Source organism: Actinomadura sp. NBRC 104412 (assembly GCF_030269515.1).
Classification (GTDB): Bacteria; Actinomycetota; Actinomycetes; order Streptosporangiales; family Streptosporangiaceae; genus Spirillospora.
The window spans coordinates 130,825-154,298 of record NZ_BSTM01000017.1; the positions used below are offsets into that span (position 1 = coordinate 130,825).

Genomic DNA, 23,474 nt, shown 5'->3' on the forward strand with positions numbered 1-23,474 from the left:
GCCGACTCGTTCCTAAGGAGGAGCGTGATACCGGTCCGGCGGCGGATCCAGCGGAATCCGCCCGGGGCCTACGGTGTTGGTGAGGACGGCGACGAGGCCGTGCGACTTGGGGGGCGAACGTGATGATCGACGATGGCAGAACGGGACGGCGGCACGATCGCCGGGGGCCCGCTCTGCGCTGCCGGGCCGCCCACGGCCGTGCCCGGCCCGGCCGTGATCACATCCCGGCCGCCGACCGGCCCGGCGGCGCCGGACCGCTGCTGACCGCCGAGGTCGTGGAGACCCGCGGCCGCACCGCGACGGTCGCCGTCGCCGGGGAGATCGATCTGCAGACCGCCGACCTGCTGCGCGGCCGGCTGCTCGACCTGGCCGACGCCGGCTACCGCACACTGGTGGTCGACTTCGGCGCGGTCGTGTTCTGCGACGCCGCCGGGCTCGGCGCGCTGGTCGCCGCCCACAACCGCGTCGCCTCGGCCGGCGGCGAGATCCGCCTGGCCGCCGTGCGCCCGGCCCAGCGCAAGCTGCTGCGCGTCACCGGCCTGCACCGCGTCTTCCCTCTGGACGACGGTCCCGGCGCCGCGCTGGGCGGCCCCTCCGTCCAAGCGGCCTTCCCCCGCGGCTGACGCGCCGGGGGCGGAGATCCGGCCCGGCCGGGTAAGCGAGCCCGTGCGCAGGCAGGGCGGGTGACAGAGCGGGATTCTGCACGCGAGGGCCACAAAAGCCTTGCCACACGGAGTTTCGCGGGTCCCGTAAGGCGCCCGTCTCCGGATAGAGTCTCTTCTCGACAGGCCGCGTCCGATCCTGTTCCCGCATCCTGGAGGCCGTTGTGGGCGGAGAATCCCCCCGCGCGCCTCGCCGCGTGCCCCCGGCGGGGGCCGCGTCCCGTTCCGTACAAGAGGACATGAGCGACGATCTGCCCGACGGGCTGGTGGTGGCGGACGGTGACGCCCGCGTCATCGCCTTCAACGCCGCCGCCGCACGGATGACCAAGATCCCCGCGGAGTCGGCCATCGGCCGTGACTTCCGCGACGTGCTGCCCCTCCACGACGCCGAGGGCCGCGACTGGTGGAAGTACCTGGCGCCCTATGAAGGGCTGTCCACCCGCACCCGGCATCCCGAGCGGTCGCTGTTCCTGCCCGGCGGCTGCGAGCTGCTGGTGACCGCGGCCTACCGCCGCGACGAGAACGGGAAGGTCAGCCGGTTCACCGTGTGCCTGCGCGACGCCGCGCACCGCGCCCGGCAGGAACGTGACAGGGCCGATCTGGTCTCCACCGTGGCCCACGAGCTGCGTTCCCCGCTGACCAGCGTGAAGGGGTTCACCGCGACGCTGCTGGCCAAGTGGCACCGCTTCAACGACGACCAGAAGCGGGTGATGCTGGAGACGGTCAACGCCGACGCCGACCGGGTGACCCGGCTGATCACCGAGCTGCTGGACGTGTCCAGGATCGAGTCGGGGCGGCTGGAGATGCGCCGCCAGGTGGTGGACCTGCCCGAGCAGGTCCGCAAGGTGATCGCCGGACGGGTCGCGGCGGGCGACCCCGAGGACCGGTTCCGGTTCGAGGAGCGCGGGGAGCTGCCCGAGATGTGGCTCGACCCCGACAAGATCGACCAGATCCTCGGCAACCTCCTGGAGAACGCGGTGCGGCACGGCGCCGGCACCGTCACCGTTATGGTGGAACCCGACGCGCACAAGGAGGGGGCCGCGGTGTCGGTACGCGACGAGGGCGAGGGCATACCGCCCGAGGCGGCCCAGCGCGTCTTCCGGCAGTTCTGGCGCGGGCCAGGCGGCAACCGCCGCGGCGGCACCGGCCTCGGCCTCTACATCGTGAAGGGCCTGGTGGAGGCGCACGGCGGTGCCATCTCCGTCCGGCGCGCCCCCGGCGGTGGCGCCGAGTTCCGATTTACCGTGCCCGCCGGAGCCCCGGACTACCCCTCCTAGGAGCTCCGTGCGGGCCGTACGCCCGGCACCACCTCGCGTCCACGCCTTCCGGGCGGGCCTGGCGGGCCGGGCCGAGCCTTCCGGATCCTTCCCGCCCGCCCACTAGACTGCGGGCGTTCCACGCCGACCGGAGTTCTCACACCACCATGTCTGCACCCAACAAGTCCTACGACCCTGTCGAGGTGTCCGCGTTGCAACCCGAAGCGCTCGACGCGGCACGCGACGAGGCCATCGCGGCCATCGCCGCGGCGGCCGATCTCGAAGAGCTGAAGAAGGTCCGGCTGGCCCATGCCGGCGACCGGTCCCCGCTGGCCCTGGCCAACCGCGAGATCGGCGCGCTGCCGCCCGCGGCCCGCGCCGACGCCGGCCGGCGGATCGGCGCCGCCCGCGCCGCCGTGGGCCAGGCGCTCAAGGCGCGCCAGGCCGAGCTGGAGGAGGAACGCGACCAGCGCGTGCTGGCCGAGGAGACCGTCGATGTCACGCTGCCGTGGGACCGCGCGCCGCGCGGCGCCCGGCATCCGCTGACCACACTCCAGGAACGGATGGCCGACGTCTTCGTCTCCATGGGGTTCGAGGTGGCCGAGGGCCCCGAGGTCGAGGCCGGCTGGTTCAACTTCGACGCCCTCAACTTCAAGCCGGACCATCCGGCGCGCACCATGCAGGACACCTTCTTCGTGGAGTCCGAGGACACCGACCTGGTGCTGCGCACCCACACCTCGCCGGTGCAGGTCCGCGCGATGCTGTCGCGTCCCCTCCCGGTGTACGTGGTCGTGCCGGGGCGCACGTACCGCACCGACGAGCTGGACGCCACGCACAGCCCGGTCTTCCACCAGTTGGAGGGCCTGGCGGTGGACGAGGGCCTCACCATGGCCGACCTGCGCGGCGCCATCGACGCCTTCGTCCACGGCATGTTCGGCGAGGGCCTGGGCACGCGGTTCCGGCCGTCGTACTTCCCGTTCACCGAGCCGTCGGCCGAGGTGGACATGCAGTGCTTCGTGTGCCGCGGGGGGTCGGTCGAGCCGGGCGCGGAGCCGTGCCGCACCTGTGCCTCCGAGGGCTGGATCGAGCTGGGCGGCTGCGGCATGGTCAACCCGCGCGTGCTGGTGGCCTGCGGCATCGACCCCGACCGCTACAGCGGCTGGGCGTTCGGGCTCGGCGTGGAGCGCTCGCTGATGTTCCGGCACGGCGTCGAGGACATGCACGACATGGTGGAGGGCGACGTGCGGTTCACCCTCCCGTTCGGGATGGAGATCTGATGCGGGTCCCGCTTTCGTGGCTGCGGGAGTACGTGGCGCTCCCGGCCGAGGTGACGGGCCGGGAGCTGGCCGCGCGGCTGATCGCTGCCGGGCTCGAGGTGGAGACGGTCGAGCGGGCGGGCGCCGATGTGACCGGCCCGCTGGTGGTCGGCCGGGTGCTGGCCATCGAGGAGCTGACCGGGTTCAAGAAGCCGATCCGCTACGTCCAGGTGGACGTGGGGGACGCCAACGGCACCGGCGAGCCGCAGAACATCATCTGCGGCGCCACCAACTTCGCGGTGGGCGACCGGGTCGTGGTGATCCTGCCCGGCGGCGTGCTGCCCGGCGGGTTCCGGATCGACGCCCGGAAGACCTACGGCAAGGTCTCCGAGGGCATGATCTGCTCGGTGCGCGAGCTGGGTATCGGCGACGACCACACCGGCATCCTCGTCCTGCCGCCCGGTGACGAGGAGCCCGGCGCGGACGCGATGGAGCTGCTGGGCCTGCGCGACGACATCCTCGACATCGCGGTCACCCCCGACCGCGGGTACGCGCTGTCGATCCGCGGCATCGCCCGTGAGGCCGCCATCGCCTACGGCGTCCCGTTCACCGATCCGGCCGCGATCGAGCTTCCGCCCGAGGATCAGCGGGGCGAGGCGTACCCGGCGAGCATCGCCGACCCGACCGCGTGCGACCGGTTCGTGCTGCGGGAGGTGCGCGGCTTCGACCCGTCCGCCCAGTCCCCGATGTGGATGCGGGTGCGGCTGCACCGCGCGGGGATGCGCCCGGTGTCGCTGGCCGTCGACGTCACCAACTACGTGATGCTGGAGCTGGGCCAGCCGCTGCACGCCTTCGACCGCGCCAAGCTCACCGGCGAGATCGTGGTGCGGCGCGCGCGGCAGGGCGAGCGGCTGGAGACCCTCGACCACGTCAAGCGCGAGCTGCACCCCGAGGACATCCTCATCACCGACCGGTCCGGCCCGATCTCCATGGCCGGGACGATGGGCGGCCTGGCCACCGAGATCGACGAGCGGTCCCGGGACATGGTCATCGAGGCCGCGCACTTCGACGACATCGGCACCGCCCGGATGGGGCGCCGCCACAAGCTGCACAGCGAGGCGTCCTACCGGTTCGAGCGCGGCGTCGACCGCGAGCTGCCGCTGTACGCGTCGCTGCGGGCGGTGCGGCTGCTGGCCGAGCTGGGCGGCGCGGAGATCGTCCCGGGGGTCACGCACGTGCAGGCGCCGGTCGGGCGGGTCACGGTCACGATGGCGGCCGGGCACCCCGACCGCGTCGCGGGCGTCGGCTACGGCCGCGAGACGGTGGTGCGCCGCCTCCAGCAGATCGGCTGCTCCGTCGAAGGGGACGGCACGCTGACGGTGACGCCGCCGTCGTGGCGTCCGGACCTGCGCGACCCCAACGACCTGGCCGAGGAGGTCATCCGGCTGGAGGGCTACGAGGAGATCCCGGCACGGGCGCCGCGCCCGGTCGCCGGGCGCGGCCTCACCGCCCGCCAGCGGCTGCGCCGCCGGGTCGGCCGCGCGCTGGCCGGCGCCGGGTACGTGGAGGTGCTGAGCTTCCCGTTCACCGCCGAGAAGGACGCCGACGCCCTCCAGCTCCCGGCCGGCGACGCGCGCCGCCGCGCGCTGCGGCTGGCCAACCCGCTGTCGGAGGACGAGCCGCTGCTGCGCACCACGCTGCTGCCCGGTCTGCTGAAGGCGCTGGCCCGCAACGTGGGCCGGGGATTCGGCGACGTGGGCCTGTACGAGATGGGCCTGGTGTTCCGGCCCCGTCCCGGCGCCCCGTCGCGCGCGCCGCGGCTCGCCGTCGACCGCGGCCCGACGGCCGAGGAGATCGCCACGGTGGAGGCCGCGCTGCCCGACCAGCCCGAGCGGGTCGCGGTCGTGCTGGCCGGGGAGCGGGAGCCGTCCGGCTGGTGGGGCAGGGGCCGCCCGGCGTCCTGGGCCGACGCCGTCCAGGCCGCCCGCACGGTGGCCGCCGAGGCCGGGGTGGAGCTGACGGTCAAGGCCGACCAGCACGCGCCCTGGCACCCGGGCCGCTGCGCCGCGCTCTACCGCGGGGAGACGCTGGTCGGTCACGCCGGCGAGCTGCATCCCCGCGTCATCCAGGCGTACGGGCTTCCCGCGCGCACCTGCGCCATGGAGCTCGAACTGGGCCTGCTCGGCGAGCCGGGCGTGGTGAGGGCGCCGCGCGTGTCGTCCTACCCGGTCGCCACGCAGGACGTGGCGCTGGTCGTGGACGACGCCGTGCCCGCCGCCGAGGTGGAGGCCGCGCTGCGCGCCGGCGCGGGCGAGCTGCTGGAGTCGATCCGGCTGTTCGACGTCTACACCGGCGAGCAGGTGGGGGAGGGCCGCAAGTCGCTGGCCTACAGCCTGCGCTTCCGCGCCCCCGACCGGACCCTGACCACCGAGGAGGCCAACGCGTCCCGCGACGCCGCGGTCGCCTCCGCGGCCGAGCGCACGGGGGCCGTGCTGCGCGGCTGACCGGGCCGCAGGAATACCTGGGAAGCGGCTCCGCGTTGTGACGTGGAGCCGCTTCCGCGTCCGTGCCGTCGAGGCCGGCGTCGTGTAGGCTGGCCTGGTCCTGTCGTCGCCCGGTAGGGGAGTCCGTTGAAGAACTGAGGTCGCAGACACCGCGTGGTGGCCGTCGCCACACGCGTTCGTGACCTCGGTGTGGACCCTCGTCCCGGGCTTTTTCGTGCCCGCGCGCTGCGCGTTCGCGGTGTCTCCCACGTGTCAGTGATCCATGTCGACGCGTTCTCGGAGGTCCGCGATGTCTTCCCCCTTTTCCGTCGTCTGTTCCGCGGTGTCGTTCGCGTGGCCGGACGGCACGGTCGTCCTGGACGGCCTGGACGCCGCCTTCGGCCAGGGCCGCACCGGCCTGATCGGCCTCAACGGGTCAGGCAAGTCGACCCTGCTCCGGCTGGTCGCGGGCGAGCTGCGCCCGACGTCCGGGACGGTCGGCGTCTCCGGCGAGGTGGGGTACCTGCCGCAGGACCTTCCGCTGGGCACGGCCCGCACGGTGTCGGACCTGCTCGGCGTCACCGGCGTGCGGCGGGCGCTGCACGCGATCGAGCAAGGCGAGGCGACCGAGGAGAACTTCACCGCGGTCGGCGACGACTGGGACGTGGAGGAACGCGCCCGGGCCGAGCTGGACCGCCTCGGCCTCGCGCACGTCGGCCTCGACCGCACGGTCGCCACGCTGTCCGGCGGCGAGACGGTCATGGTGGGGCTGGCGGCCCGGTTCCTGGCGCGGCCCGACGTGCTGCTGTTGGACGAGCCCACCAACAACCTCGACCTGGACGCGCGGCGCCGGCTGTACGAGGCGGTGGAGTCCTGGCCGGGCGTGCTGGTGGTGGTCAGCCACGACCGGGAGCTGCTGGAACGCGTGGACGAGATCGCCGACCTGCGGGACGGCTCCGTCCGCGTCTTCGGCGGCACCCTGTCCGCCTACGAGGAGCTGCTGGAGGTGGAGCGGGAGGCCGCCGAACGCGCCGTCCGCGCGGCCGAGGGCGAGGTGCGCAGGCAGCGCAGGGAGCTGGACGAGGCGCACGTCAAGCTGGCCCGCCGCGCCCGGTACGGCACCAAGATGTACGAGAGCAAGCGCGAGCCGAAGATCGTCATGGGGGCGCGGAAGAGGGCGGCGCAGGTGTCGGCCGGCAAGCACCGCATCATGCACGAGGAACGGCTGGCGGACGCCAGGGAGCGGCTGGCGGAGGCGGAGGACGCCGTGCGCGAGGACGCCGGGATCCGCATCGACCTGCCCGCGACCCGCGTACCGGCGGGCCGGACCGTCCTGACCCTCACCGGGCTGGACGCGCCCGAGCCGCCCGCCCTGGCCGAGCTGGTCGTCCGCGGGCCCGAGCGGATCGCCCTGACCGGACCCAACGGCGCGGGCAAGACGACCCTTCTGCGCGCGATCCTCGGGCAGGACGAGGGGCGCACCGGGCTGACGGCCGAAACCACGGTCGAGGGCGTCCGCTACCTGCCGCAGCGGCTCGACGTCCTGGACGACACGCTGAGCGTGGCCGGCAACGTGCGGGCCGCCGCGCCGTCCGCCCCGGTCAACCGGATCCGGGCGGGACTGGCGCGGTTCGGGTTCCGCGGCGACCGGGCGGAGCGGGCCGCCGGGACGCTGTCGGGCGGGGAGCGGTTCCGGGCGGTGCTGGCCTCGCTGCTGCTGGCCGAGCCCGCGCCGCAGCTCCTGCTCCTGGACGAGCCGACCAACAGTCTCGACCTGAACAGCGTCCGCCGCCTCGCCGAGGCCCTGGACGCCTATCAGGGCGCGCTGATCGTGGTCAGCCACGACGTCCCGTTCCTGCGCGAGATCGGGATCACCCGCTGGCTGCGCATGGACCGGGACGCCGGGCTGGCCGAGATCGAGCCCATGGAGGGCTGATGTCGGGCTAGGTGAGCACGCGCTTGGTGAAGGTGCGGGTGGCGATCCACATCAGCACGGCGGTGCCGCCCAGGACCGCGAGCATGAACGCCCAGGTGGCCATGTGCCCCACATCGGGGGTGAGCGCCGCCCGCAACCCTTCGCTCACGTACACCAGCGGGTTGGCCAGGCTGGCGATCTGCAGCCACCGCACGTCGTGCAGCGCCGCCCAGGGGTAGTAGACGCAGCCCAGCATGGTGACCGGCAGCAGGATCACGGCGAACAGGATCTGCGCCTTCTGCGGGTCGATCACCGTGCCCATGAGCATCCCGCCGGACGCGGCCAGCAGCGAGCCCGCCACCAGCATCACGATCAGCACCGCCCAGTTCCCCACGTGGACCTCGGGGGCCTGGCCCTCGGCGTGGATGAACAGCACGGCGGGGAACACCAGCAGCCCGCCCAGCAGGCCCTGCAGGGCGGCCGCGGTGATCTTCTGGATCGCCAGCAGCGGGATCGGCAGTGGCGCCAGCGCCCGGTCGGTGATGGAGCGCTGCCAGGTCAGCTCCATCATCAGCGGCATGATCGCGGCCATCATCGCCTGCATGACCATCGAGGAGGCCACCAGCCCGGGGACCAGGATGGTGGCGAAGCTCGCGTCGCCCGCGGCGCCGCCCATCGCCCCGGCCGCGCCGATCTTGGGCAGCACGTAGGAGAACACGAAGACGAACATGATCGGCTGCATCAGCACCCGCAGGAAGGTGCCGGTGAAGTTCTTGCGCAGCACCCGCGCGTCGCGCGCCATCATCGCCAGGAACGTGCGCGACAGGCCGGTCCGCATCGCCGGTGGCGCGAGCAGCGCCTGGTCGGTGGTCACTCTCGGTACTCCCGTCCGGTGAGGGTGAGGAAGGCGCTCTCCAGGCTGGGCCGTAGCTGCGCGGCGTCGGTGACGCCGACGCCCGCGGCGGCCCCGGCGGCGACCAGCTCGCCGAGCACGCCCTCGGATTCGCGGGCGAACACCCGCACCTGCGACCCGGTGATCTCCACCTTGCCGATGGCCTCGCGGTCGCGCAGTGCGGCCACGCCCTCGGGGGCCGGGCCGTCATAGGTCACGGTGATCACGGTGTCGGCGCCCGCGGACGTCTTGAGGCCCTCCACCGTGTCCATGGCCAGCACCCTGCCGTGGTCGATGACCGCGACCCGGTCGCACAGGGCCTCGGCCTCCTCCATGTAGTGCGTGGTGAGGACGGTGGTCTGCCCGTCGGCCTGGAGCTTGCGCAGCACCTCCCAGAGGTTGACCCGGGTCTGCGGGTCCAGGCCCGCGGTCGGCTCGTCCAGGAACAGCACCTCGGGACGGTGCACCAGGGCCCGGCAGATCATCAGCCGCTTGGCCTGGCCGCCCGACAGCTCCATCGGCTTGCCCTTGCGCCGGTCGGTCAGGTTGAACATCTCCAGCAGCTCGTCGGCGCGGCGGCGGGCGTCCTTGCGTCCCATCCCGAAGAAGCGGCCGCGGAACTCCAGGTTCTCGAACGCGTCGAGGTCGGTGTCGAGGGTGTTGTTCTGCGACACCATGCCGATCCGCCGCTTGACGTCGACGGGGCTCTTGGTGACGTCCAGGCCGCACACCTCGGCGCGCCCGGCGGTGGGCACCACCAGCGTCGTGAGCATGCCGATCGTGGTGGACTTGCCGGCGCCGTTGGGGCCGAGCAGGCCGAAGAACTCGCCCTGCGCCACGTCCAGGTCGACGCCCTGGACCGCCTTCACCTCGCCGCGCGCGCTGGAGAAGGTCTTGTGCAGACCTACCGCGCGCACGGCCATGGGCGGGCCTCCGTCCGGCCCGGTGTCCACCGGGACCTCGGGGGGTGCGGACACGTTGTCTCCTCTCACGATGTCGTCATCGGGTCGTCCCGCCCTTCGGGGGTGTCGCGGGGACCCGGGGACGTGGGAGCGGCCGTGGAACCTTTCGAGTGCGTGGACGCTTCGCCGGGGGGCCTGCCGTTCTGGGCCGAGCCGAAGCGTTCGATCAGCCGGATCAGGAAGCGGCGGACGGCGGGCTCGTCCTCCTCGTCGACGACCTCGTACAGGTCCCAGAGGTCGTCGGCCATCGCCTCCCCGGTGACCTTCACCAGGGCGAGCCCGGACTCGGTGATCCGCACCACCACCGCCCGCCGGTCGCGCCGGTCGCGGTGCCGTTCCACATGGCCGTTGCGTTCCAGGGTATCGACCACCGAGGTGACCGTGGCGGGGGAGATCATCAGTCGTTTGGCGAGGTCACCGGCGCGCAGGCAGTCGTCGCCGGCCAGCGCGCGCAGCAGGAAGAACCCCGCGGGGCTGATCCCGTGCCCTTCGATCCGCCGCCACATGACCGGCCCGGAGAGCCGGGCCGCGGCGAGGAACAGGCGGCCGATGGGCCAGTCCTCCATCGGGCCGAGGGCCGTCAGGTCCCCGAAGCCGAACTCCCGGTCGTCCATGGCCGACATCCTGAGTTCTCGAATATTTAGTTGTCAAATCATTAGTCGGCGAAGCGCCTCGGAACGGCACCCGTGTTTGAATACTCTTTCAAGCTCATGCATAATCTTGCTTGCTGACCTGGGGAGGACGGGACACATGGGCATCAAGGTGGCGGTCGCCGGCGCCAGCGGATACGCCGGGGGCGAGGTGCTGCGCCTCCTCGCCGGCCACCCCGAGTTCGAGATCGGCACCCTCACGGCGGGCTCCAACGCCGGCGCCGAACTCGGAACGCTCCAGCCGCAGCTTCGCTCCCTGGCGGGGCGCGTCCTGGCGGAGACCACCCCCGAGACCCTGTCCGGGCACGACGCGGTCTTCCTCGCGCTGCCGCACGGGCAGTCCGGGCCGCTGGCCGAGCGGCTGGGCGAGGACGTCCTGATCGTCGACTGCGGCGCCGACTTCCGGCTCGCCGACCCCGCCGACTGGACCGCCTTCTACGGCACCCCGCACGCCGGCACCTGGCCGTACGGGCTGCCCGAGCTCCCCGGCCAGCGGGAGGCCCTGACCGGCACCAGGCGCATCGCGGTGCCCGGCTGCTACCCGACGGCCGTGACGCTGGCGATGTTCCCCGCGTACGCCGCCGGGCTGGTCGAGCCCGACGTGGTCGTCGTCGCCGCGTCCGGCACCTCCGGAGCGGGCCGCTCCCTCAAGCCGCACCTGCTGGGCAGCGAGGTCATGGGCTCGATGTCCGCGTACGGGGTCGGCGGCGTCCACCGGCACACCCCGGAGATGGTCCAGAACCTCAGCCGGGTCGCCGGCAAGCCTGTCACCGTCTCGTTCACCCCCACGCTGGCGCCCATGAGCCGGGGCATCCTGGCCACCTGCACGGCCAAGGTCCTGCCCGGCGTCACCCTGCGGACCCTCCGGGACGCCTACGGGCTGGCCTACGACGGCGAGCCGTTCGTCTCGCTGCTGCCCGAGGGGCAGTGGCCCGCCACGTCCATGACGCTCGGCGCGAACACCGCGCTGGTCCAGGTCGCCCACGACGCGCGGGCCGGGCGCGCCGTCGTGGTCGTCGCCATCGACAACCTCACCAAGGGCACCGCGGGCGGCGCCGTCCAGAGCGCCAACCTCGCCCTCGGCCTCCCCGAGCAACTCGGTCTCACCACGATCGGAGTGTCCCCATGAGCGTCACGGCCCCACAGGGCTTCCGCGCCGCCGGCGTCGTCGCAGGGCTGAAGGGCGGCGGAGCCCGCGACCTGGCACTGGTCGTCAACGACGGGCCGTCCCGCGCCGCCGCCGGCGTCTTCACCCGCAACCGCGTGAAGGCCGCGCCGGTGCTGTGGTCCGAGCAGGTGCTGAAGGGCGGCAGGCTGCGCGCCGTGGTGCTCAACTCCGGCGGCGCCAACGCCTGCACCGGCTCGGAGGGCTTCCAGGACACCCACGCCACCGCCGAGAAGGCCGCCGCCGTGCTGGACGACTCGGCCGGGGAGATCGCGGTCTGCTCCACCGGGCTGATCGGCGAGCGGCTTCCCCTGGACGCGCTGCTGGCCGGAATCGAGACCGCGGGCGCCGAGCTGTCGCGCGGCGACGGCGGGCTGGCCGCCGCCGACGCGATCCGCACCACCGACACCGTCGCCAAGATCGCCTTCCGGCAGGGCGAGGGCGGCTACCGGATCGGCGCGATGGCCAAGGGCGCGGGCATGCTGGCCCCGTCCCTGGCCACCATGCTCTGCGTGATCACCACCGACGCGGACCTGGACGCCGCCGCGCTCGACCGCGCCCTGCGCGCCGCCACCCGCGTCACCTTCGACCGGCTGGACTCCGACGGCTGCCTGTCCACCAACGACACCGTCCTGCTGATGGCCTCCGGCGCGTCCGGCGTCACCCCGGACGAGGCCGCGTTCACCGCGCTGCTCACCGAGGTCGCCGCCGACCTCACCCGCCAGCTCCTGGTGGACGCCGAGGGCGCGGCCAAGGCCATCACCATCGAGGTCGTCGGCGCCGACAGCGAGGACGACGCGGTCGAGGCGGGCCGCGCCATCGCCCGCAACAACCTGCTCAAGTGCGCCATCCACGGCGAGGACCCCAACTGGGGCCGGGTGCTGGCCGCGGTCGGCACCACCGGCGCGGTCTTCGAGCCGGACCAGCTCAACGTCGCCATCAACGGCGTCTGGGTCTGCCGCAACGGCTCGATCGGCGACGACCGCGACAAGGTGGACCTCCGTGCCCGCGACGTCACCATCACCGTCGACCTGTCCGCCGGCCCGCACAGCGCCACGGTCTGGACGACCGACCTGACGGCCGACTACGTCCACGAGAACTCGGCGTACTCGACATGACCGGCACCGAGCGGAGGAAGCGCGCCCTGGAGAAGGCCGCCACGCTGATCGAGGCGCTGCCGTGGCTGGAGCGGTTCCACGGCAGGACCGTCGTGATCAAGTACGGCGGGCACGCGATGACGGACGAGGCGCTGCGCTCCTCGTTCGCCGAGGACATCGTGTTCCTGCGGTACGCGGGGCTGCGGCCGGTGATCGTGCACGGCGGCGGCCCGCAGATCAACGCGGCGCTGGACCGCGCCGGGATCGAGTCCACCTTCACCGCCGGGCTGCGGGTGACCACGCCCGAGGCGATGGAGGTCGTCCGGATGGTCCTGGTCGGCCAGGTCGGACGGGACGTGGTCGGCCTGGTCAACCGGCACGGCCCGTTCGCGGTCGGGATGTCGGGCGAGGACGCCAACCTGTTCACCGCCGAGCGCAAGCGGGCGGTGGTGGACGGCGAGCCGGTCGACATCGGCCAGGTCGGCGAGATCGTCGAGGTGCAGGTCGGCGCGGTGAAGGCGCTGCTGGACGACGGCCGGATCCCGGTGGTCTCCAGCGTGGCGCGCGGCGACGACGGCGAGGTCTACAACGTCAACGCCGACACCGCCGCCGCGGCCCTGGCGGTCGCGCTGGACGCGGAGAAGCTGGTCGTCCTCACCGACGTGGAGGGCCTGTACGCGGACTGGCCCGACTCCGACGACGTGATCGACAGCCTGACCACCGACGAGCTGGCCGAGCTGCTGCCGGGCCTGTCGTCGGGCATGGTCCCGAAGATGGAGGCGTGCCTGCGCGCGGTGCGCGGCGGCGTGCCGCAGGCGCACGTGCTGGACGGCCGCGTACCGCACGCGCTGCTGCTGGAGATCTTCACCGATGAGGGCGTCGGGACGATGGTGCTGCCCGCCGCCTTCGATGGCGCCACCCCCGCCGACGCCGAGGAGACCACCCCATGACCAGTGGTAACGACGACCTGAGAAAGCGGTTCGAGGCCGCGTTCATGCCCAACTACGGGGTGCCGCCGCTGCCGCTGGTGCGCGGCGAGGGCTGCCGGGTCTGGGACGCCGACGGCAACGCCTACCTCGACCTGATCGCCGGTATCGCGGTCAGCAGCCTGGGGCACGGCCACCCGGCGCTGGTCCAGGCGGTGTCGTCGCAGGTCGCGGGCATCGCGCACACCTCGAACCTGTTCCTGAACGAGCCCGAGGTGCTGCTGGCGGAGCGGCTGCTGGAACTGCTGGGCGCCGAGGCCAGGGTGTTCCTGGCCAACAGCGGCACCGAGGCCAACGAGGCCGCGCTCAAGCTCGCGATCAAACACGGCAAGGCCACCGGCCGCTCGTACTTCGTCGCGGCCGAGAACGGCTTCCACGGCCGGAGCCTGGGCGCGCTGTCGCTGACCGGCAAGGCGTCCATCCGCGAGCCGTTCGGCCCCTTCGCCTGGGACGTGCGGTTCGTCCCGTACGGGGACGCGGACGCGCTCAAGGCCGCGGTGACCGAGGACTGCGCGGCGGTGTTCCTGGAGCCCACGCAGGGCGAGGCCGGAGTCGTCCCGCCGCCCGAGGGGTACCTCGCGGCGGCCCGGCAGGTGTGCGACGCCACCGGCGCGCTGCTGGTGGCCGACGAGATCCAGTCGGCGATCGGGCGGACCGGGGCCTGGTTCGCCTTCCAGCACGAGCTGGGCACCGCCACCCCGGACATCCTGACGCTGGCCAAGGGGCTGGGCGGCGGGCTGCCGATCGGCGCGTGCGTCGCGTTCGGCCCGCACGGCACGATCTTCGCCAAGGGCGATCACGGCAGCACCTTCGGCGGCAACCCGGTCGGCGCCGCGGCGGCCCTGGCCGTGCTGGACACCATCGCCGGGGAGGGCCTGCTCGACCGTGCCGCCGAGGTGGGGGAACGGCTGGCCGCCGGGATCACCGCCATCGACCATCCGCTGCTGGACGGCGTCCGGGGACGCGGCCTGTGGCGGGCGCTGGTGCTGACGGCCGACCGGGCGGCGAAGGTCGAGGCCGCCGCCCGCGACGCCGGGTTCCTGGTGAACGCCCTCCAGCCGGACGCGGTACGGCTCGCGCCTCCCCTCGTCCTCACCCACGAGCAGGCGCGGACTTTCGTGGACGCCCTCCCCGCCATCCTGGACGCGGCGACCGAGGACGCCGACCGGAAGGAGACTTCATGACCAGGCACTTCCTCCGGGACGACGATCTGGCGCCCGCCGAGCAGGCCGAGGTGCTGGACCTGGCCGCCGCCCTCAAACGGGACCGGTTCGCCAAGCGTCCCCTCGACGGCCCCAAGACCGTGGCGGTGCTGTTCGACAAGCCGTCCACCCGCACCCGGGTGTCCTTCGCCGTCGCCATCGCCGAGCTCGGCGGGCACGCCCTCGTCCTGGACGCCGGCACCAGCCAGCTCGGGCGCGGCGAGACCATCGCCGACACCGCCCGCGTGCTGGAACGGCAGGCCGCCGCGATCGTGTGGCGCACGGCCGGGCAGTCGCGGATCGAGGAGATGGCCGACGGCACCACCGTCCCGGTGATCAACGCGCTCACCGACGAGTTCCACCCCTGCCAGGTGCTGGCCGACCTGCAGACGGTACGGGAGGCCAAGGGCGGCCTCGCCGGGGTCACCCTCGCCTACTTCGGCGACGGCGCCAACAACATGGCCCACTCCTACCTGCTGGGTTGCGCCACCGCGGGGATGCACGTCCGGATCGGCGCCCCCGAGGAGCTGCCGCCCGACGCCGCCGTCGTCGCCCGCGCCGAGGAGATCGCCGCGTCCACCGGCGGCTCGGTGACCGTCACCTCCGACGCCAGGCGGGCCGCGGCCGGCGCCGACGTCCTGGCCACCGACACGTGGGTGTCGATGGGCCAGGAGGGCAAGGACACCGCCCTGTACGAGCCGTACCGCGTCGACGAGGCGCTGCTGGCCCAGGCCGACTCCGAGGCGGTCGTCCTGCACTGCCTGCCCGCCTACCGCGGCAAGGAGATCTCCGCCGCCGTGCTGGACGGCCCGCGCAGCCTGGTCTGGGACGAGGCCGAGAACCGCCTGCACGCCCAGAAGGCCCTCCTCACATGGCTGCTGTCATGACCGGGCACGGCGCGGACATGCCGGCGGCCCCGGCCGGAGGGCGCGGCGGGCCGTGGCCCCACCGTGGCGGAGGGGTGGTCCCATGAGCATCCCGATGACCAAGGCGGCGCGGCTGGCCAAGGTCGTGGACATCCTGACGCGTCACCCCGTCCACTCCCAGGCCGAGCTGGCCAAGCTGCTGGCCGACGAGGGCGTCGAGGTGACCCAGGCCACGCTCTCGCGTGACCTGGTGGAGATCGGGGCGGTCCGGCTTCGCGCCGACGACGGCAGCCTGATCTACGCCGTCCCGGGGGAGGGCGGCGAGCGGATCCGGCGGGCCCGCACCGGCGGGGACACCGAGTCGTTCACCGGGCGGCTCGGCCGGCTGGCCGCCGAGCTGCTGGTCTCGGCGGAGGCGTCGGCGAACCTGGTCATGGTCCGCACCCCGCCGGGCGCCGCGCAGTACCTGGCCTCGGCCATCGACCACGCCGAGTGGCCCTCGGTGCTGGGCACGGTCGCGGGCGACGACTCGATCCTGGTGATCGCCCGCAGCCCGGACGGCGGGGAGGAGCTGGCGCAGGCCCTGCTCAGGCTGGCCGCTGGCCGCGAACGACGAAGCCAGGGGCCTGGCGGCGGCACCGCCCAGGCCCCGTGACCAGCCGTCCATCCGACATCCCGCATTCTTTCCAGAGGAGACCGAACAGCATGAGCGAGCGTGTCGTACTCGCCTATTCGGGGGGCCTGGACACCTCCGTCGCCATCCCGTTCCTGGCCGAGCAGACCGGCGGCGAGGTCATCGCCGTGGCCGTCGACGTCGGCCAGGGCGGCGAGGACCTGGACACCATCCGCAAGCGGGCCCTGGCCTGCGGCGCCGTCGAGGCCGTCGTGGTGGACGCCAAGGAGGAGTTCGCCGCCGACTTCTGCGTCCCGGCACTGCGCGCCAACGCCCTCTACATGGACCGCTACCCGCTGGTGTCCGCGCTGTCCCGGCCGCTGATCGTCAAGCATCTGGTGGCCGCCGCCAAGGAGTTCGGCGGCACCGCGGTCTCCCACGGCTGCACCGGCAAGGGCAACGACCAGGTCCGGTTCGAGGCCGGCCTCTCCGCCCTGCACCCCGAGCTCAAGGTGATCGCCCCCGCGCGGGACTTCGCCTGGACGCGGGACAAGGCCATCGCCTTCGCCGAGGAGAAGGGCCTGCCGATCGACGTGTCGGCCAAGTCGCCGTACTCCATCGACCAGAACCTGTGGGGCCGCGCCATCGAGACCGGCTTCCTGGAGGACGTCTGGAACGGCCCCATCGAGGACGTCTACGACTACACCTCCGACCCGGCCGCGCCCCGCGAGCCCGACGAGGTGATCATCACCTTCGAGGCCGGGGTCCCGGTCGCGCTGGACGGCCGCCGCCTCACCCCGTACCAGATCGTCGCCGAGCTCAACCGGCGCGCCGGCGCGCAGGGCGTCGGCCGCATCGACATGGTCGAGGACCGGCTGGTCGGCATCAAGAGCCGCGAGGTGTACGAGGCGCCCGCCGCGATCGCGCTGATCACCGCGCACATGGAGCTGGAGAACGTCACCGTCGAGCGCGACCTGGCCCGCTTCAAGCGGTCGGTGGACCAGCGCTGGGGCGAGCTGGTGTACGACGGCCTGTGGTTCTCGCCGCTCAAGGAGTCCCTGGACGCCTTCATCGCCGACGCCCAGAAGCACGTCTCGGGCGACATCCGGATGACCCTGCACGGCGGCCGCGCCGTGGTGACGGGACGGCGCTCCGGCTCGTCCCTCTACAGCTACGACCTTGCCACCTACGACACCGGCGACACCTTCGACCAGAGCCTGGCCAAGGGCTTCGTGGAGCTGTGGAGCCTGCCCAGCAAGATCGCCGCCATGCGGGACCGCGAGCAGGCGCTCTGACCGCGGCAGCGTGCGCCCGGGCGGCCCGGGGACGGGGTCCCCGCCGTCCGTTGCCGGTGCGCACGCCGGTGGCAGTACCGTAAGGGGCACATCGCGCGCGGCCTTCCGGCCGGCCCATGCCGGAAGGCCCGCGGTGGCATGCCCGGACGACCCCCGACGGTGGGAAGAAGAGGAATCCACGTGACCAAGGCACCGACGCGACTGTGGGGCGGCCGGTTCGAGGGCGGCCCGTCGGACGCGCTCGCGCGGCTCTCGGTGAGCGTCCAGTTCGACTGGCGGCTCGCCCCCTACGACCTGATGGGCTCGCGCGCCCACGCCCGCGTGCTCCACCGGGCGGGGCTGCTCACCGCCGACGAGCTGGACCGCATGCTCGGTGCCCTGGACGACCTGGAGGAGGCGTGCCGGTCCGGCGCGTTCCGTCCCACCGCCGCCGACGAGGACGTGCACACCGCCCTGGAACGCGGCCTGCTGGAACGGCTCGGCGCCCTGGGCGGCAAGCTGCGCGCCGGCCGCAGCCGCAACGACCAGGTCGCCACCGACCTCCGGCTCTACCTGCGCGACCACGTCCGGCAGATCGTGTCGCGGCTGGTCGAGCTGGAGACCGCGCTGATCACCCAGGCCGAGCACAACCTCGGCGTCGCCGCCCCCGGCATGACCCATCTGCAGCACGCCCAGCCCGTGCTGTTCTCCCACCAGCTCCTCGCCCACGTCCAGCCGCTCACCCGCGACATCGACCGGCTGCGCGACTGGGACCGGCGCGCCGCGGTGTCCCCGCTGGGCTCGGGCGCGCTGGCCGGCTCGTCCCTGCCGCTCGACCCGCAGGCCACCGCCGCCGAGCTGGGCTTCGACTCGGCCGCGCCGAACTCCATGGACGCCGTCGCCGACCGCGACTTCGTCGCCGAGTTCCTCTTCGCCGCCGCGCTGACCGGCGTCCACCTGTCCCGGCTCGGCGAGGAGATCTGCCTCTGGGCGTCCCAGGAGTTCCGGTGGATCGAGATGGACGACACCTACGCCACCGGGTCGTCGATCATGCCGCAGAAGAAGAACCCGGACGTCGCCGAGCTGGCCCGCGGCAAGGCCGGGCGGCTCATCGGCCACCTGGTCGGGCTGCTGACCACGCTGAAGGGACTGCCGCTCACCTACAACCGCGACCTCCAGGAGGACAAGGAGGGCGCGTTCGACGCCGTCGAGACGCTGCTGCTCGTCCTGCCCGCCATGTCCGGGCTCGTCGCCACCATGCGGGTGAACACCGAGCGCCTGGAGGCGTCCGCGCCCGACGGCTTCGCGCTCGCCACCGACCTTGCCGAGCTGCTGGTCCGGCGTGGCGTGGCGTTCCGGGACGCGCACGAGGTCGTCGGGCACCTCGTCGTCTGGTGCCAGGTCAACGACAAGGACTTCGACGACCTCACCGACGACGAACTGCTCAACGTGTCGCCGCACCTGACCCCGGACGTGCGCGAGGTCCTCAACGTGCAGGGCGCGCTGGCGTCCCGCAAGGCGCACGGAGGCACCGCGCCCGACCGCGTCCGCGAGCAGATCGCCGAGCTGCGCGGCCTCGTGGACGGGCACGCCGCCTGGGCAGCGGGCTCCGAGAACAACGGCACCGGCCTCTGAGCGGGGATGAGGGGATGACGGCGGAACCTCCCGAACCGCTGCCGCGGGACTTCTTCGACCGTCCCGTCGAGGAGGTGGCCCCGGACCTGCTCGGACGGGTGTTCGCCCACGAGAACGTCGCGGTGCGCCTCACCGAGGTCGAGGCGTACGCGGGTCCCCTCGACCCGGCCTCGCACGCGTACCGGGGACTCACCCCTCGCACCGCCGTGATGTTCGGCCCCCCTGGGCACGCCTACGTGTACTTCACCTACGGCATGCATTACTGCGTCAACCTCGTCTGCGGGCCGGACGGCACGGCCTCCGCCGTCCTGCTGCGCGCGGGCGAGATCGTCGCGGGGAAGGAGACCGCCCGTTCACGGCGGCCCCGTTCCACCGACCGCGACCTGGCGCGCGGCCCCGCACGGCTGTGCATGGCGCTGGGCATCGCCCGTGAGCAGAACGGCCTGGACGTGTGCTCGCCCACCGGTCCCATGCGGATCACACCGGGACAGCCCGCCTACCCGTCCCTCATCCGGACCGGACCCCGGACGGGCGTGAACGGGGGCAAGGACACCCCCTGGCGGTTCTGGATCGACGGAGACCCGACCGTCTCCCCGTACCGTCCCCACGTCCCACGCAAGCGCAGACCGGCGGCGTCCGGCGGCTCGCGCGGGGACGGAGGCCGATCATGACCAGGCGCCGCGTTCCGTGACCGGCATCGGCAGCCTGCCACGATCACTACGCCGACGGCGGCACCCACTACGCCGGGATCGTCCTGGGACCTCGGCGGCGCGAAGCGGTACAGCCTCTACACCGGCAGGCCCGCCGACGCGCGGTTCACCTCCGGACACAAGATCTTCATGCCGTCCCGGTATTTCATGGTCGGCCGGTGAATACCGTTACCGTGAACGGCGAGCCATCGGGCACCCTGGTGGGAACGCACCACCAGTGGCACCTGAGCCGAAGGAGAGACGAGGGAGAACGTGACCGACATCCTTGAGGATCTCGCGTGGCGCGACCTGATCGCGCAGTCCACCGACCTGGACGAACTGCGGGCACGGCTCGCCGCGGGACCGGTCACGCTCTATTGCGGCTTCGACCCCACGGCGCCCTCGCTGCACCTCGGCAACCTCATCCAGATCCTCGTCCTGCGCCGCTTCCAGCAGGCCGGGCATCGTCCGATCGGGCTGGTCGGCGGCGCCACCGGGCTGATCGGCGACCCCAGCGGCAAGAGCGCCGAGCGGACGCTGAACTCCGAGGAGACCGTCGCCGGCTGGGTCGAGCGGATCCGCGTCCAAGTGTCCCGCTACCTGGACTTCGGTGACGCCCCCAACGCGGCCACCATGGTCAGCAACCTCGAATGGACCGGCTCCCTGTCGGCCATCGCGTTCCTGCGCGACATCGGCAAGCACTTCCCGGTGAACCGCATGCTGGCCCGGGAGACCGTCCGCAGCCGCCTTGAGACGGGGATGAGCTACACCGAGTTCAGCTACGTCCTCCTCCAGGCCATGGATTTCCTGGAGCTGTACCGTCGGTACGGCTGCGTCCTGCAGACCGGCGGCAGCGACCAGTGGGGCAACCTGACCGCGGGGGTGGACCTGATCAGGCGTGTCGAGGGCGGCTCCGCGCACGCCCTCACCACCCCGCTGCTCACCAAGGCCGACGGCACCAAGTTCGGCAAGACCGCCGGCGGCGAGACGTACTGGCTCGACCCCGAGCTGACCACGCCGTACGCCTTCTACCAGTTCTGGCTCAACGCCGACGACCGCGACGTGGAACGCTACCTCAAGGTGTTCTCCTTCCGGCCGAGGGAGGAGATCGAGGACCTGGTCAAGCAGGGCATCGACCGTCCCGCCGCCCGCGTCCCGCAGCGCGCCCTGGCCGAGGAGGTCACCACCCTCGTCCACGGCGCCGACGAGACGGCCCGCGTGATCGCCGCGTCGCGTGCCCTGTTCGGCCAGGGCGCCCTGACCGAGCTGGACGAACGGACCCTGGTCGCGGCCCTGTCCGAGGTGCCCCGAGCCGAGGTCCCCCCCGGCGACCTGCCGCCGGTGGTCGACCTGCTCGCCGCGTCCGGCCTGTGCAAGAGCAAGTCCGAGGCCAGGCGCACCATCAGCCAGGGCGGCGCGTACGTGAACAACGTCAAGGTCGAGTCGGAGGACGCCGTCCCGACGGCCGAGGACCTCCTCCACGGCCGGTTCCTCGTCCTGCGCCGAGGCAAGCGCAACGTGGGCGGCATCGAGGTCACGCGCCCCTGACAACGCAGGGACGCCGTCCCCGGCGCGGCACCGGCCACCGGGAAGGAAGGCGACACGCCCCTGGGCCGGGATCGGCTACACCGATCCCGGCCCAGTGCATCTTGGTACCCCCAATCGGCCTGCCGTCCATGCTCCCGCGCCCAGCCAGAGGAGGACCATGGTGCCCGTCAACCGGGGCCGTGCCCCGTGGCGCCGTACTGCGGCGGCCCAGGGGAATCAGCCGCCCGAAAAGGACCCGATGCCACGAAAAGCATCCGGAGGCCGGTGGCACACGAGCGGCTGAGCCCATCATCCACCGATGGCGTTCTATGACGTGTGCGAAGTAGGCGGAGTCCTTGATAGCGGTGATGCGGAGGCTGGCCTGGTAACGGACGGAGAGCTTGGTAACCACGGCGCGGTGACGCGTGAGGCGGTTGATGCCGCACTCCAGGTCGTGATGCCTGATGGTCGGTCGGGGCGGAGGCGGGTGGACGGTCGCATCGGTTGCCGGTGTCGGGTTCAGGTCGGCGGTGATGCCGTGGCGGCGCAGGTAGGCGTGGGTGAGTCGTGCGGAGACGCCTGGCTGGTTCGGGGTCTGGTGTAAGGCGGTGGTGTGTGAGGTGGTTGGTTCCGTGCTGCGGGTGGTGATGCCGATGGTTGGGGTGGAGGCGGGTGGGTGGTTGTATCGGTTGCTGGTGCTGGGTTCTGGTTGGCGGTGATGTCGTGGCGGTGGGGGTGGGTGTGGGTGAGTTGTGCGGGGATGTTTGGTTGGTTCGGGGTCTGGTGTAAGGCGGTGGTGTGTGAGGTGGTTGGTTTCGCGCTGCAGGACGTGATGCCTGATGGTCGGTCGGGGCGGAGGCGGGTGGACGGTCGCATCGGTTGCCGGTGTCGGGTTCAGGTCGGCGGCGATGCCACGGCGGCGCAGGTAGGCGTGGGTGAGTCGTGCGGAGACGCCTGGCTGGTTCGGGGTCTGGTGTCAGGCGGCCGGTTTGCGGTAGGCCCAGGCGTTGTCTGTCAGGACGTGCTGAACGCGGTTGGCCACTGTCGCGCTCGCGCTGTCCAGTGCGGCCTCAACCGCCCCAAGCGCTATGGGTGAAGGGCGGGAAGGAGCCCATGGCGAGTGAACTCAGCGGCGGGTGGACGTGCCGGCCAACCGGTGCTGTCCGGCCTGAAACGGGGAGCTGGGGGGTACGCCTTGGACCCCCTATGGAGGTCGATGAGGTGGCTTGGGCGGCCCATGAGCGGCTCGCGCGGTTGGGGTACGACCGCTATGTGATCTCCTGAGCGGTCTCGGCCCGTCCCGAAATTGTCAGACCCCCCGCGTAGCGTTCTTGGTGGAGCGGGAGGCCACCGCTGGGAGAGAAGGCCATCATGAACGCCTCGGATCTGGCGCAGGTGCTGTACACCACGACGCTGCAGGCTTCCGGCCGCCCGACGGCGGCGCGGGTGCGGGCGGCCATAGGGGAGCGGCTGCTCATGGCCGGTCCGGACGTCTGCGCCGCTCATGTCGCGCAGGAGGCCGGTGACCATCCGGAGGTCTACAGGGAGAGGATGCGCTGGGCTTTGGATGCTGTGAACCGCGCTTACGCACCGTGCCGGCTCCTCGCGGCGGCCTGACGCGTCGTCCTTCACAGGGGCGAGGACGACGCGCATCCCAGCCGGCGCGGATGCTCGGCTGAAGCCGCCTCTGAACCGATATCCCTGACAGGCGTCCCCGCACGGCGTCGCGGATGCCCAGGGCTTGGCGTGACGTGGGAGCCGGGGTCGACTTCGACTGGGTTCCGGCGCGTTCGCGGGGGGCGTCCAGGAAAAAGATCGCTGAAATCTGGTAACAGTGCGGTCACAAGGCCCGTGCCCGAGTGTGTTCCAGCGCCCGAAAACGGCCCTTCACCTGCGACTTCATGGCGTGTGGGCGCGGATTTGACGCTGTGACGGGGCCGACCTAATCTCTTATCTGCCCCAAGGGGAGCGGGACGCCGAGAGGCGGCCGGCCCGGGGGATCCCTCATGACTCGATGGCACGGAGACGATCCGTGCGGTCGATGCTGCGAGGGCTACCGAATCGGTCGAATCTTGACAAATCGGACGATTCGGGTACCATGGAAGGGTTGCCCCGAGGCTGGGCTTGCGTGAGCGGGTCTGGCGCGGTGGGTGTCCGTTTCTTGAGAACTCAACAGCGTGTTAAAAGCCAGTGCCTTTTCGGTTCATTCGCCCTTTTGGGGTGGGTGGATCGCCCCGTGGCCGCAGGCCGTCCCGTTGGTGGGGTGGTTTGTGGTGGGGATTTCTTTGAGGCAATGCGCGTGGTTCGCCTGTTTGGTGGGTGGGCGCGCGTGTTTGCTGGGATT

19 protein-coding genes are annotated in these 23,474 nt (G+C 72.4%); 16 read left to right on the top strand and 3 right to left on the bottom strand.

The window, feature by feature from the left end; all coding sequences use genetic code 11:
- Positions 1-122 precede the first annotated feature (122 nt).
- From QSK21_RS21720 to QSK21_RS21740, 5 genes are all read left to right on the top strand, one after another.
- Positions 123-623 carry an STAS domain-containing protein gene (locus tag QSK21_RS21720; protein ID WP_285698436.1) on the top strand — a complete coding sequence of 167 codons (501 nt, stop codon included), beginning with the start codon at positions 123-125 and terminating at the stop codon, positions 621-623.
- 188 nt (positions 624-811) lie between these two features.
- On the top strand, positions 812-1,939 hold the full coding sequence (locus tag QSK21_RS21725) for a sensor histidine kinase (protein WP_502871587.1): 1,128 nt from the start codon (positions 812-814) through the stop codon (positions 1,937-1,939).
- 146 nt (positions 1,940-2,085) lie between these two features.
- A complete protein-coding gene (gene pheS / locus QSK21_RS21730) occupies positions 2,086-3,195 on the top strand; it encodes a phenylalanine--tRNA ligase subunit alpha (RefSeq protein WP_285698393.1) in 1,110 nt (369 codons plus the stop codon).
- Complete coding sequence (gene pheT, locus QSK21_RS21735; RefSeq protein WP_285698395.1) at positions 3,195-5,678, top strand: phenylalanine--tRNA ligase subunit beta; 2,484 nt, start codon at positions 3,195-3,197, stop codon at positions 5,676-5,678. Before pheS ends, pheT begins: the two co-directional genes overlap by 1 nt.
- Positions 5,679-5,967: 289 nt before the next feature.
- Complete coding sequence (locus QSK21_RS21740; RefSeq protein WP_285698397.1) at positions 5,968-7,593, top strand: ABC-F family ATP-binding cassette domain-containing protein; 1,626 nt, start codon at positions 5,968-5,970, stop codon at positions 7,591-7,593.
- Between the two features lie 7 nt (positions 7,594-7,600).
- On the opposite strand, the gene QSK21_RS21745 is transcribed toward QSK21_RS21740, so the two are convergent.
- From QSK21_RS21745 to QSK21_RS21755, 3 genes are read right to left on the bottom strand one after another with little or no spacing between them, the layout of a single operon-like run.
- Entirely contained in the window at positions 7,601-8,446 is an 846-nt protein-coding gene (locus QSK21_RS21745) for an ABC transporter permease (protein ID WP_285698399.1), read from the bottom strand.
- A complete protein-coding gene (locus QSK21_RS21750; RefSeq protein WP_285698402.1) occupies positions 8,443-9,441 on the bottom strand; it encodes an ABC transporter ATP-binding protein in 999 nt (332 codons plus the stop codon). Before QSK21_RS21750 ends, QSK21_RS21745 begins: the two co-directional genes overlap by 4 nt.
- An 11-nt stretch (positions 9,442-9,452) precedes the next feature.
- Positions 9,453-10,040, bottom strand: a complete 588-nt coding sequence (locus QSK21_RS21755) for a MarR family winged helix-turn-helix transcriptional regulator (protein ID WP_285698404.1) — start codon at positions 10,038-10,040, stop codon at positions 9,453-9,455.
- Positions 10,041-10,176: 136 nt separating this feature from the next.
- Here QSK21_RS21755 and argC point away from each other — a divergent pair, with 136 nt between their 5' ends.
- From argC to QSK21_RS21810, 11 genes are all read left to right on the top strand, one after another.
- Positions 10,177-11,205, top strand: a complete 1,029-nt coding sequence (gene argC, locus QSK21_RS21760; protein WP_285698406.1) for an N-acetyl-gamma-glutamyl-phosphate reductase — start codon at positions 10,177-10,179, stop codon at positions 11,203-11,205.
- On the top strand, positions 11,202-12,359 hold the full coding sequence (gene argJ, locus QSK21_RS21765) for a bifunctional glutamate N-acetyltransferase/amino-acid acetyltransferase ArgJ (RefSeq protein WP_285698408.1): 1,158 nt from the start codon (positions 11,202-11,204) through the stop codon (positions 12,357-12,359). The genes argC and argJ overlap by 4 nt, the downstream gene beginning before the upstream one ends.
- The gene (gene argB, locus QSK21_RS21770; protein ID WP_285698410.1) at positions 12,356-13,288 is read left to right on the top strand and encodes an acetylglutamate kinase; all 933 of its coding nucleotides are present in this window, start codon (positions 12,356-12,358) and stop codon (positions 13,286-13,288) included. Before argJ ends, argB begins: the two co-directional genes overlap by 4 nt.
- Positions 13,285-14,508, top strand: coding sequence for an acetylornithine transaminase (locus QSK21_RS21775; protein WP_285698412.1), 1,224 nt, complete (start codon positions 13,285-13,287; stop codon positions 14,506-14,508). Before argB ends, QSK21_RS21775 begins: the two co-directional genes overlap by 4 nt.
- A complete protein-coding gene (gene argF, locus QSK21_RS21780) occupies positions 14,505-15,413 on the top strand; it encodes an ornithine carbamoyltransferase (RefSeq protein ID WP_285698414.1) in 909 nt (302 codons plus the stop codon). The genes QSK21_RS21775 and argF overlap by 4 nt, the downstream gene beginning before the upstream one ends.
- Positions 15,414-15,495: 82 nt before the next feature.
- A complete protein-coding gene (locus QSK21_RS21785) occupies positions 15,496-16,047 on the top strand; it encodes an arginine repressor (protein ID WP_285698417.1) in 552 nt (183 codons plus the stop codon).
- A gap of 50 nt (positions 16,048-16,097) precedes the next feature.
- Positions 16,098-17,300 carry an argininosuccinate synthase gene (locus QSK21_RS21790; RefSeq protein ID WP_285698419.1) on the top strand — a complete coding sequence of 401 codons (1,203 nt, stop codon included), beginning with the start codon at positions 16,098-16,100 and terminating at the stop codon, positions 17,298-17,300.
- A 180-nt stretch (positions 17,301-17,480) separates the two neighbouring features.
- On the top strand, positions 17,481-18,914 hold the full coding sequence (gene argH / locus QSK21_RS21795) for an argininosuccinate lyase (RefSeq protein WP_502871585.1): 1,434 nt from the start codon (positions 17,481-17,483) through the stop codon (positions 18,912-18,914).
- 14 nt (positions 18,915-18,928) lie between these two features.
- Positions 18,929-19,585, top strand: coding sequence for a DNA-3-methyladenine glycosylase (locus tag QSK21_RS21800; protein WP_285698423.1), 657 nt, complete (start codon positions 18,929-18,931; stop codon positions 19,583-19,585).
- Positions 19,586-19,876: 291 nt separating this feature from the next.
- On the top strand, positions 19,877-21,151 hold the full coding sequence (tyrS, locus tag QSK21_RS21805; protein ID WP_285698425.1) for a tyrosine--tRNA ligase: 1,275 nt from the start codon (positions 19,877-19,879) through the stop codon (positions 21,149-21,151).
- A 1,350-nt stretch (positions 21,152-22,501) separates the two neighbouring features.
- Positions 22,502-22,747 carry a hypothetical protein gene (locus tag QSK21_RS21810; RefSeq protein ID WP_285698427.1) on the top strand — a complete coding sequence of 82 codons (246 nt, stop codon included), beginning with the start codon at positions 22,502-22,504 and terminating at the stop codon, positions 22,745-22,747.
- The last annotated feature ends 727 nt before the right edge of the window (positions 22,748-23,474 follow it).